The sequence below is a fragment of the Komagataeibacter oboediens genome, assembly GCF_003207815.1.
GTDB classification, from domain to species: domain Bacteria; phylum Pseudomonadota; class Alphaproteobacteria; order Acetobacterales; family Acetobacteraceae; genus Komagataeibacter; species Komagataeibacter oboediens.
Genome location: NZ_NKTX01000027.1, coordinates 25,787 through 36,089, shown reverse-complemented (window position 1 = coordinate 36,089; position 10,303 = coordinate 25,787). Strand labels below are relative to the sequence as shown.

Below are 10,303 nucleotides of genomic sequence, written 5' to 3'. Positions count from 1 at the left end.
GTTCCGCTTGGAATAATCTTGCCGCCTTGCCTGACACCATTCGATCCATCGGTCTTAGAAAGTGGGCTCACACAGGTCAGTGCCCATAACCGTTGGTATTACGGGACGGGCGATATATTTCAATGCATGTCAGCGCGACCCGGCCCTTCCGGCGGGGGCAGGTCCGCACGGATGGCGGCGGAATAGCCGGGGTCGATCACCGCATCGCGCGCGCGGTGGATGCGGCTTGCGTCATGCACGGCGGCAAAACCGGGATAGCGGCTGCGGTCATACGGACCAAGCAGGTCCATGTCATACGCCATGGCCGCCGTATGCCCGCTGAGGATCACGCGCCAGTCGAACCGGTAACGCAGCCGCGCCCCCGCGCGGGCCAGGATGCCGGTGGTGCAGTTATCGGTCAGGGTATTGTACCACACGGGGCGGTAGATGATGTCATGGATCGCCCCAACGTAGCTGAGGAACAGACGTTCGCGGACTTCGGGCGCAATGTCCAGGCGGTACAGGTACACCCGTTCGCGCCGGATGTCGGTGCGCACGCCAATCAGGTCGCGTTCATCGGCGGTGACATAGAACAGTTCGTAATGGTGAAAGAACCCGGCTATGGTGGAATAGGGAAAGCGGGCCTGGCGCCGTGTCTCGATGGAAACCGCAAGGTGCTGCCCGTCGGAAAACCCGAAGCTGAGGAACACATGCGCGATCGCCTCCCCCGCCCAGTAGGAGGTCACCATGTCCACGCTGTCCAGCCGCGTCAGGTCATACGTCGCGTCGTACCATGCCGGGGTATAATCGGTTTCGGTGCGGTGATAGCGGAAATTGCGCACGTTATGGACATGCACCACGTCCCCCACCCGCCATGCATCGGCCGGGACGGCATATTCCCCCGCCCAGATCCGGTCATTGCGCGGCGGGTCGGTCACGTACCATACCGCCAGCGCCGTGACCGCCACGATCCGCACCGGGCATGACAGCGCCGCAGGCCGCAGCCAGCGCGCGCCGACCATGATGGCGGGAAAGGCTGCCGACAGCCCCAGCCGCAGTGCATCGGGCAGGATGGTGGAATAATAAAGCGCCCCCACCCCCAGCAGCAGGCCCAGCCCCTGCACCGCGCGCAGGCCCCACCGCGCCACCCGGCGCGGCCATGTGCGCGGCCTGCGGGGCAGGTGGCCCGCCGTGCCGCCGGGTGCCGGGTCCACCCCGCGCCGGTCCGTCATGACCGCCCGGCCCGCCGTGCCGCGTGGCCCGACGCCACCCGTGCCGTGCCCGGCTGCATGTCCCGTGGCGGGTTCTGGGCCAGTTGCAGCAGCAGGATGCGCTGCACCTCGGCAATGGTGGCGGGATTGGACTGGGTGGAATGTTCGGAATTGCGCACCACCAGTTCGGACTGCACGCCGGGTATGTGCGCGCTTTCATACGACACCACCCCGTCATCGGCATGGCTCAGGTCGCGCGGGTTGCCACAGACGGGAATGATGGAATGGGTCTGCACGTCGGGGTCGATGGGAATGGTGGGCAGCGTGCGCATGAACGCGCTGTGGGGCGACATGGCATATACACTGCCCAGCCGCAGCACGCGGTTGTTCAGGTGCGTGCTGTCCCCCGCCCCGGTCACGATGTCCCGCGCGGTTTCGGTCACGCGCACCGGCAGGCTGACCATGCTGCCCACGAAACGCGCAATGGACATGGCCGCAAGGTAGCTGCCGTGCTGCGGGGTGGAAATGAACACCACGCGCTGGATTTCGGGCATGGGGGTGGGGAACATCGTCTCGCGCACCAGTTCGCGCGTGCTGTCGTTCAGGTGGAAGGACGACAGCGGCCGCCCCGCCGTGCCGTCCCACAGCCGGTCACCGGGGTTGATGACCAGCATGCGCGCCAGCAGCCCGCCCTGGCTGTGGCCCACCAGCGTGATATGCCCCAGCGCCGGGTCCGCCTTCACCCCGCCCAGACTGTCCACCGCCTGCGTGATCGCATGCCGCAGCTGCCATGCCGAATACGGGATGGGGTTGGATGTGGCGTAGGAAAAGAACCAGAAATCGAAATGGTCACGGATGCGCCGGTCTTCCAGCAGGTCATTGACCATGATGGCCCAGCGGTACGGGCTGGACGCCGTGCCGTGTATGAACACCACCGGCATGTTGCCATGGTGGTGCGGCGTCATGGCGATCAGGCGCGGACGGGTGCCGTCATAGGTCGTGCCGTCAAAGAAACCCCGATATTCCTTGGTCCACAGCGCGGTGTCCACCAGGCTGAGCGCGCGCGCGGCGGTCTGGTCATATTCGGCGGGCACGCGGGCATGGCCGATGGGGGTGTCCGGGCTTTCGTCCATCACGCGCAGGACCAGCCGTCCGGTCAGGTGGTCACCCAGCACCTGCGCACGCGGGCTGTCGATTTCCAGCAGCAGGCTGGCGGGCACGCGCAGCCTGTCCGACACGCTGAAGCTGCCGTCATCGGGGGTTGCGGGGCCGCCATCAGCCGTCCCGGTGGGGTCGCCGCTGGCCGGTCCCCCGCTGCCCTGTGGCGCGGGCGGCGTGGGCACGGCGCGCAGGGCGTCATCATGCGCCGGGCCGGTCAGGTCGGCCACGGCAGATGGCTGGGTCAGGTGCTTGGCTTCATGCGGGGTATCGGGGGCGGCCGGGGCCGGATGGCCCGCTGCCGGGTCGGGACGGGCCAGTGCGGTCAGCGGTTCGCCCAGACCGGGGGTGCGGTAGATATTGGGTATGCCGCCCACCCCCAGCGTGGCCGTGGGCTGCAGGCGTTCAAGCAGCCGCCCGTGCCAGCGCAGCTGCGCGGGGTCGGCATCCAGCACGATATCGCCCCATGGCAGGGCGCGCGTCTGCGCCGTGACGGACACGGGGGCGGGAAAGGCCGCACTCAGCCCGAGGTTATACAGGTCGCATGCCTGCCGGAAGCGTTCATCATACGGGCTGGGGCCACCGGCCCGGCCGGGCTGAAGGAAGGCATAGGCATAGACCGCGGCAGCAAGGAAATCCTGCGCATGGTGGTGGCGCAGGCCCTGCCGGTAACTGAGTTCCGCCAGCGCGAACAGCACATCGGCCTCGTCATCACGCCCCTTTGCCTGCGTGCGCAGGGTGGCGATGGCGCGGTCGGGGTTGTCGCGCCATGCGGGCAGCAGCCCGTGGCGGCGCAGCACCACCATGGTCGGATCGCCCGGCCTGCCGCCCTGCAGCGCGGTGCGCGTGGTGTCACGGTAGCTGTGCACCAGCGATACATGCCGCACCGTAACCGGCCCCGCGCACCCCGCCAGCATGACAAGCGCCAGCACGCCGGCCCCCCGCGTGGCATGGCGCCGGGACGGGCCGGGACGGCGTGCGGGCGCATGGCGGCGGCCCGGATGGGTTCGTGTCATGACAGCAGGTTAAGCACCAGTCCGTCCCCCGCGCAATGCGCTGGCACCAACTGTGGCCACGGGCAGAAGGCCGGTTCCGGGCAGCGGGCACCGGGCCAGCCGGGCTGACCGGACCCGACGTGGCCGATAATGGCTTCGGGACCACGCGGCATCGTGACATCGAACGCGCGCAGGCCCGGTACATCCGGTTTCCGGATGCCCCCTGTCGGCATGACTGTCGGGCCGACATCGGTCATCCTGCGCCCGGTGGGCCCGGTGCGGCCTGCCGGTACATGATGTCCGCCGGGTCGGTTTCAGTGACCATGGGAAACCACGCCCGCGCCGCGCCATGCGGCAGGGCACGGGGCATGCGCCCTTCCCCCCGCGCGCCGGACAGTCAGCAGCCGGTATCGCGGTTTATGTTCCCCCGCGTCGCGTCATCCACGATCCGGCGGATGGCTTTCGTCAGGTCGGAACATTCGGTGTATGTCCGCCCGTAGGACAGGTTGAAATCATAATTGAAGCCGGGCGGGTTGCGGCCCGCATTGTGCTGCGTGATGGTTTCCAGCTTGTCGAACGCCTTCGCCAGCCGGGCTTCGGGGGTTGTAGCGTTTTCGTATTCATCCCACAGCGCAAGGAATTCGGCCCGCAGGGCGGGTGGCAGGGGGCGCATGATCGTGTCGAGGTCCGCGCGTTCGTGGGCCGACTTGTCCCCTGCCGCGTCCTGCGCAATGGCGGGGATGTCACCGTTCAGGGCCTCGCCCAGATCATGGATGATGCATATCCTGAGCAGTTTCAGCAGGTCGATGCCCTCCATCCGGTCCGCAAAGCACAGGACCATGAGGCATAGCGACCATGAATGTTCCGCCGTGCTTTCGGGCCGTCCCTCCCGTGTGAAGGATGATCGCAGGACATCCTTCAGGCGGGCTGCGTCCTTCAGGAAGGTCAGGCGGTCGCTGATCTGCGCCGCCGTCAGGTTGTGGTTGTGGTCTTTCATGCAGGTCGGACCCATGTGTCAGGCGCGTCCACCGCCGGGCATGCCGGGGCGCGCAGGGAAAGGAAAATACGGTTTCGCATCACCTGCAACCCTATCACCGCCTGCCCGTGCGTAAATCGCCTTCATGTGTCCACATGGCCCGCGTCACCCCGGCGGGGTGATGGACGGGCGATCCACACAGGGCACGGGGCGGACGCCCCGCCGGAAACCGGCCCTTTCCCAATCGGTTGCAACGCATCGGGCGGGCACGGCGTTAAGGGCCGGCCTGATGCGGGCGGGCGGCGCGGGGCAACGCCACCAGGCACCTGCGGTATCAGGCCGGCCCTTCCATTGCCTTGCGGATGCAGATCATGCCGAAACCTGTCCTTGTTGTTGGCGCGGGGCCTGTGGGCCTGACCATGGCGGCGGAACTTGCCCGCCATGGCGTGCCGGTGCGGCTGGTGGACAGGCTGCCTGCGCGCGATGGGCAGTCGCGGGCGCTGGCCATCTGGGCGCGCACGCTTGAACTGCTGGACATCGCGGGCTGCGCCGACGCCTTCATGGCCGCCGGGCTGCGTGCCCGGACGCTGGACATCCATGCGGGGCGCACGGTGCTTGCCCGCATTGCGTTCGGTGCCATTGCCTCGCCATTCGCCTGCCTGCTGATGCTGGCGCAGCCGGATACCGAACGCCTGCTGGAAGATCACCTGCGCACGCTGGGGGGGCACATTGAACGTGGTGTGGAACTGACGGATTTTGTGGATACGGGCACGGGCGTCACCTGCACCCTGCGCCACGACAGCGGTGAGGTCGAGACCATGGACGCCGCCTGGCTGATCGGCTGCGACGGCGCACATTCCCTTGTCCGCCGAACGCTGGGGCTGGCATTCACGGGTGCCACGCTGCCCACGCGCTTCATCCTGGCCGATGCGCATGTCACGGGCCTGCCCACGGCGCCCGACGCGCTGGCCATGTTCTGGCACCCCGACGGGGCGGCCATGTTCTTTCCGGTACCGGGCGGGCGGTACCGCATCATTGCCGATGTCGGGCCGGCGTCGGTGCATGCGCCCGACCTGCGGGCGGTGCAGACGATCGTCAACCGGCGCGGGCCGGGCGGGGTTACGGTGTCCGACCCGGTATGGCTGTCGGCCTTTGGCGTGAACGAACGCCGGGTACGCAACTACCGTGCGGGGCGGGTGTTCGTGGCAGGCGATGCGGCACATGTGCACAGCCCCGCAGGCGGACAGGGCATGAATACCGGCATGCAGGATGCCTTCAACCTGGCGTGGAAGCTGGCGCTGGTGGAACGGGGGCAGGCCGGGCCCGCGCTGCTGGACAGCTATGGCATCGAACGCGGCGCGGTGGCGCGGCAGGTGCTGTCGGATTCCGGGCGGGTGACCCGCATCGTCCTGCTGCGCAACCCGCTGGCCCGCCTGCTGCGCGCGCTGGTGGTGCGGGGGGTGTCGGGCCTGCCTGTCATACGCCACATGGTGGCGGCGCACCTGTCGGAAATCATGGTGGCGTATCCCGGCAGCCCGCTGAACATGGGGGATGCGGCGGGGCTGCGTGGTCCACGCCCGGGGCAGCGTTTCGCCCCCGCCCGTGGCCATGCCGGGGCGCATGGCCCGTGCCTGACGCTGGCGGCAACGGACCATGACGCCGCCCGCGCGCTGGTCGCCCGGCATGCGGGGCTGCTGTCGCCCCATATCCGCCCCCCGCCCGACCCGCGCGGCATGTGGCTGCTCCGGCCTGACGGGTATGTCGCGGCCACGGCGCGCGCCGACCGGCCACAGGTCATTGACCGCGCACTGGAGCGCATCCGCGCCGGTGCGCCACCGCACCGTGACAGCGGGCCCGTGGCGGGATAGGGTGCGGCATGAAGCTGTTTGTATTCTATCTTGGCGGTGCAGCACCCGGTGCCAATATCGAGGTGCATGACGTGCAGTTCGCCGTGGCGGAAAAACCCGAGGACGCATGGCCCGCCCTGGCGCGGCGATGGTACGGCACGCGGGCGTCACTGCATATCGACGCCTATGGCATCGTAAACTGGGCCGACGGGTTCGCCGTCAGCCTGACTGCGGAAAAACCGGCAGGCGGGCAGAAGCTGTATTTCGTCAATATGGGCGGCTACGCCCCCGGCGCGTTACGCGAGGAACATGAATTCACCTTCCTGGTGGCCGACAGTGCCGAGGCAGCGAAGGCAAAAGCCCGGCAGACGCTGCTGCCCGGCCTTGGCCACCGCCACCGTGACAATTTCATGGAAGTTGATGACTGCGTGCCGCTGGAACAGATCGACGGCCTGCACATCCACCTGACCCCCTGCCCCCATGGCACCCCGGTGACGGCTGCGTGGCAGGGATACCAGCGGATCTAGCCGCGCGCGGCAGCGCGGCAGCCGTCGCGCCGGACCATGACTGCGCGCATCCGCCCCTTGACCCAACGGAAGTATCCTGCACGCCCTGTGGCTGAAAGACCGCGGCTGCCGACGGACAGCATCAGAAGCCACGGGCAACGCCTTCATACGGCGGACGCCATCAGCAGGCAGGTCGGGAAAACCGACGCGGCCTGCAGTCATTCACCCATAAAGACGTCATAAAAGTTTCCGGGTGCCGTCTGTTCCCAAACAACAGCGACGGTTCAGGCGCAGGTCACCGGACAGTCGCGCACAGGGCCGCCGACATCGGGGCGCGTGCATCCGATGGCCGTTTCCTGCCGATAGTGCCCTTTTTTCTGGACACCTCCACCCGTCCATGCATCCATCGGGCTGATGGCAGCGTGATGAGCACTGGGGATGAGATCCATTTTTTCCGCATCCGGGTCCGGCGGCAGGGGGGTGGCAGTGCGCAACCTTGTCCTTTACCTGCTCATTGCCTTCGCGGGTGGCATCATGGTGTCATCCATCAGCCGGTTCCTTTTCCATGGTTCGCTGCTGGCCCTTGCCCACCGGGGGCTGAGCGGACAGATCATGCGCGCGCTTCTGCTTCTTCTTGGGTTTGTCGCCCTGCCTACGGTCGTTTTACTGAAGCTGAACAGGGAACCTTACACATATTCCGGGTGGAATACTGACGGGTGGCCCATATATGCGGTTCACGGGTTCCTGTCCGGTGCGCTGCTCATGGGGGGCATCGCGATCATCATTGGCCCGCCACGGGTCAGCCATATGGTTCACCAGCCCGCCACTGTCTGGCCGGATATTGTCCTGTCGCTGCTGCTGTGGGGCATACTGGCGTTGGGGGAAGAAGGCCTGAACCGGGGATATGCCTTCGTGCAGCTGGCCCGCGCGCTGTCCTTCTGGCCCGCCACATTACTGGGCAGCGCGGTATTTGCAGCGGAACACCTGCCCAACCCCGGGGAAAGCCTGATGGGCGTGATCAATGCGGGACTGCTGGGATCTGTATTGTCATATGCACTCTACAGGACCGGGTCCGTGTGGTTTTCCGTATCATTCCATGCATCGTGGAATTTCTTCCAGACATCCGTATTCGGTCTTGCAAACAGCGGCAGCGCGACAGGCACGGGCCTGCTGCATGTCATCCCGACCGGCCCCCCGTGGCTGACGGGCGGAAGCACCGGCCCCGAAGCCAGCGTGCTGGTCATACCGGCCTGCCTGATCCTGACCGGACTGATCCGCGGGATAACGGCAGGCAGGTCCCACGGCCAGATGGACACGTAACGCCCCCCCTTTCCATGCTGCCGTGTGGTGTCCTGCATGGCGATCGCCGCCTGCTGGCGGGCCGTCACCTTATCTGAAGAAAAGGCGGCACCCGGACCCATCCGTTATTTCAAGGCAACGGGGCGTTTTCAGACCGCGTGCTGCCCGGCAGGCGTGGCGCCCCTGCGTGCCGCGCCCGCCCCGGTTCCGCAACACCGTCATTCCTGCGCCGGAAATATCGGCCTTGGCAATGTGGGCGGGGTGGTGTCGGGATATGTCAGCCATAACTGCCAGATGTCCCGTATCCGGCTTTCGGTCAGCGTCTGGCTGCATTGCAGTTCCATGCTGCCCCGGATTGTCCCGCCGGACCACGCCGCGAACATGGCCCTGCATTCCATGGCGCGGTACTGTTTCCACCGGTCCTGCGCCTGACGGAACTGCGCCAGGGTATGTCGGGGATCGGATGACTGGCGCAGACGCTGCTCCGCCGCCATGACATAGCGATCAAGCATGGCCTCCGTCCGCTGCCCCGCTGCGCGCTGGCAGGCTTGGATTTCCGGGGTCGTCATGCCCGGACAGCGTGCCGCAGCGGCCGGGGCCGTGCACGGCAGGGTCATCACCCCGGCCAGAAAAACACTCCCGGTTACCGCCTTCATCGAACAAAACCTTTCGTGACGGTCATGCCGGTCCATCCATGCCGTGGTCATGTGGCTTTTTTTCGTCCCCTGCCTGCCCGCGGGCGTAGGCTGACCGGCAGGGTGCGCCCTGTTCAGGGCATCCGGGTGGCAACCGGGCACGGCCCTGCCCGCTTAACCGGCAGTCCAGCCACGACTGGCAAATATGTTGTGGTATATCCTGTATATCTCATCCTGCTTCTTCCTATTGTAGTCCTGTACATCCGCAGCCCCTGCTCCCGCCGCCCGTTTTACGGTGGCGTAACGGTCCCGGTCATCCGGATGGGTGCGCAGCCAGTCGCGGAACAGGACATGCCGGGCGTGTTCGGGGCAGCCGGGGCCAAAGACGTGCAGGTTGATCCGGGGGGGCATCATGGCGCAGCATCCGGTGGTGGTACCAAGTGCGCTCCCGCACCGTCAGCCTGTAGCCCAGCGCGGTCAGGTGCGGCAGATATGCATCTTCATCTTCCGGGTCGCTGACTGTCAGGTCGATATCGATCACGGGTTTCGATGGCAGGCCGGGCACCGCGGTCGATCCGACATGCGTGATCCCCCGCGCACCCCCATGCAGGGCGGCGGCAAGGACCGCCCTGGCGTTTTCAAAACGTGCGGCCCACTCCGGCGCATGGGGCTCGATCCTGATCACCTCCGGCACGGGACGGCCGGCCACCCACGGGTTTTCGTCCGGGTCGCCTTCATCGAACGTCATGATTGCCGATGGCGCTGGCCATTGTTCCGCGCTGTTGCGCATGCACGCCTCCTCCCCATCCATTTCGCCGGGCACAGTCACCCGCAATGGCCCGCCCGCGCATCAGCAGGCGGGCGCCAGTCCGTCAGGCCATCTGGCCCAGGTCGAGATTGCGCGGCGTTTCGGGCAGTTCCTGCGGGTGTTCGTCCCCTTCCGCCAGGCCAAAGGACAGCTCCGCCGCGCGGAAACTGCCCGTGCCCGACCCGAACAGCACCCCGAAGCCGATATAGACCGCTGCCTCGGGCACCGCGATCGTAACGCTGCGCCGGGTCCACCCGGTCGTGCCCGTAATCGGTCCGGCCGCCCCCCGTTTCAGCCCGAGGTTGTCGAAGGCCAGACGCTCACCGCCAAGGCCACGGGCATGGATCCACACCCGCCCGCTGCCGGTTGCGTCATTACAGCACATCCGCGCGCGGAAACTGACCGCCTTCCCGCGATACCGCGCGGCGGAAATGCGCTGCATGATGGTGACGAAGTCACCGGGCTTTATGGTTCCAATGGGCTGCGACGCCCGGCTTTCAATCAGCACGGCGGGCACGCCACCGGGCCCCGCGCCAGCCAGAAGGTCATGACGGAACAGGTCGGCCCGGCCGGAGGCGAACCACCCGTCGGGCAGCCTGTCGCCCGTCGTGCCTGCATGCGGCGTGGGCGCGGGGCCGGATGGGGCGGTCTCCTGTTCATGCCGGGCGGCCAGAACATTCCAGTCGCTGTAGCCCAGCTGCCGCGCCACCAGTTCCAGCGCGGTGGCATGGCTTATGGTCAGGTGCCGCTGCGCAAGTCCGTCACGCAGGATGCGGGCCATCATTTTCGGGTTCGGGGTCTGCATACGTCTCATCTCCGTCCGCGGCGAACAGCGGGGGTATGGTCAGGGCCTGCATTCCCGACATCCATTCGCCACATCCGGACAGGT

The 10,303-nt window shown here is 67.0% G+C and carries 9 protein-coding genes and 1 pseudogene; 3 read left to right on the top strand and 7 right to left on the bottom strand.

Annotated elements, in window-relative coordinates; genetic code table 11:
• Window positions 1-119 precede the first annotated feature (119 nt).
• The 4 genes from CFR80_RS11270 to CFR80_RS11255 form a co-directional block, all read right to left on the bottom strand.
• Window positions 120-1,211: an Lnb N-terminal periplasmic domain-containing protein gene (locus CFR80_RS11270; protein WP_010514969.1), complete on the bottom strand. Its 1,092-nt coding sequence runs from the start codon at window positions 1,209-1,211 to the stop codon at window positions 120-122.
• Window positions 1,208-3,364 carry an esterase/lipase family protein gene (locus CFR80_RS11265; RefSeq protein ID WP_010514970.1) on the bottom strand — a complete coding sequence of 719 codons (2,157 nt, stop codon included), beginning with the start codon at window positions 3,362-3,364 and terminating at the stop codon, window positions 1,208-1,210. The genes CFR80_RS11270 and CFR80_RS11265 overlap by 4 nt, the downstream gene beginning before the upstream one ends.
• Entirely contained in the window at window positions 3,361-3,600 is a 240-nt protein-coding gene (locus tag CFR80_RS11260; protein WP_010514971.1) for a hypothetical protein, read from the bottom strand. The genes CFR80_RS11265 and CFR80_RS11260 overlap by 4 nt, the downstream gene beginning before the upstream one ends.
• A 140-nt stretch (window positions 3,601-3,740) precedes the next feature.
• Complete coding sequence (locus CFR80_RS11255) at window positions 3,741-4,340, bottom strand: HD domain-containing protein (RefSeq protein ID WP_181418207.1); 600 nt, start codon at window positions 4,338-4,340, stop codon at window positions 3,741-3,743.
• Between the two features lie 350 nt (window positions 4,341-4,690).
• Here CFR80_RS11255 and CFR80_RS11250 point away from each other — a divergent pair, with 350 nt between their 5' ends.
• From CFR80_RS11250 to CFR80_RS11240, 3 genes are all read left to right on the top strand, one after another.
• The gene (locus tag CFR80_RS11250) at window positions 4,691-6,187 is read left to right on the top strand and encodes an FAD-dependent monooxygenase (protein ID WP_042658897.1); all 1,497 of its coding nucleotides are present in this window, start codon (window positions 4,691-4,693) and stop codon (window positions 6,185-6,187) included.
• Between the two features lie 8 nt (window positions 6,188-6,195).
• Complete coding sequence (locus CFR80_RS11245; RefSeq protein ID WP_010514976.1) at window positions 6,196-6,693, top strand: DUF1543 domain-containing protein; 498 nt, start codon at window positions 6,196-6,198, stop codon at window positions 6,691-6,693.
• A 417-nt stretch (window positions 6,694-7,110) separates the two neighbouring features.
• Window positions 7,111-7,992, top strand: a complete 882-nt coding sequence (locus CFR80_RS11240) for a CPBP family intramembrane glutamic endopeptidase (RefSeq protein ID WP_110507365.1) — start codon at window positions 7,111-7,113, stop codon at window positions 7,990-7,992.
• Between the two features lie 197 nt (window positions 7,993-8,189).
• Here the strand turns inward: CFR80_RS11240 and CFR80_RS11235 are convergent, their stop codons facing one another.
• The 3 genes and pseudogenes from CFR80_RS11235 to CFR80_RS11225 form a co-directional block, all read right to left on the bottom strand.
• Window positions 8,190-8,627, bottom strand: a complete 438-nt coding sequence (locus CFR80_RS11235) for a lysozyme inhibitor LprI family protein (protein WP_181418206.1) — start codon at window positions 8,625-8,627, stop codon at window positions 8,190-8,192.
• Window positions 8,628-8,780: 153 nt separating this feature from the next.
• Window positions 8,781-9,354, bottom strand: a pseudogene (locus tag CFR80_RS11230) (GrpB family protein).
• Window positions 9,355-9,478: 124 nt separating this feature from the next.
• A complete protein-coding gene (locus CFR80_RS11225; RefSeq protein WP_010514982.1) occupies window positions 9,479-10,219 on the bottom strand; it encodes a glyoxalase superfamily protein in 741 nt (246 codons plus the stop codon).
• Window positions 10,220-10,303 lie beyond the last annotated feature (84 nt).

Excerpts from the sequence above, each read along its gene's own strand:
- CFR80_RS11270 (WP_010514969.1), bottom strand. The coding sequence starts at position 1,211 with ATGACGGACCGGCGCGGGGTGGACCCGGCACCCGGCGGCACGGCGGGC.
- CFR80_RS11265 (WP_010514970.1), bottom strand. The coding sequence starts at position 3,364 with ATGACACGAACCCATCCGGGCCGCCGCCATGCGCCCGCACGCCGTCCC.
- CFR80_RS11260 (WP_010514971.1), bottom strand. The coding sequence starts at position 3,600 with ATGACCGATGTCGGCCCGACAGTCATGCCGACAGGGGGCATCCGGAAA.
- CFR80_RS11255 (WP_181418207.1), bottom strand. The coding sequence starts at position 4,340 with ATGAAAGACCACAACCACAACCTGACGGCGGCGCAGATCAGCGACCGC.
- CFR80_RS11250 (WP_042658897.1), top strand. The coding sequence starts at position 4,691 with ATGCCGAAACCTGTCCTTGTTGTTGGCGCGGGGCCTGTGGGCCTGACC.
- CFR80_RS11245 (WP_010514976.1), top strand. The coding sequence starts at position 6,196 with ATGAAGCTGTTTGTATTCTATCTTGGCGGTGCAGCACCCGGTGCCAAT.
- CFR80_RS11240 (WP_110507365.1), top strand. The coding sequence starts at position 7,111 with ATGAGATCCATTTTTTCCGCATCCGGGTCCGGCGGCAGGGGGGTGGCA.
- CFR80_RS11235 (WP_181418206.1), bottom strand. The coding sequence starts at position 8,627 with ATGAAGGCGGTAACCGGGAGTGTTTTTCTGGCCGGGGTGATGACCCTG.
- CFR80_RS11225 (WP_010514982.1), bottom strand. The coding sequence starts at position 10,219 with ATGCAGACCCCGAACCCGAAAATGATGGCCCGCATCCTGCGTGACGGA.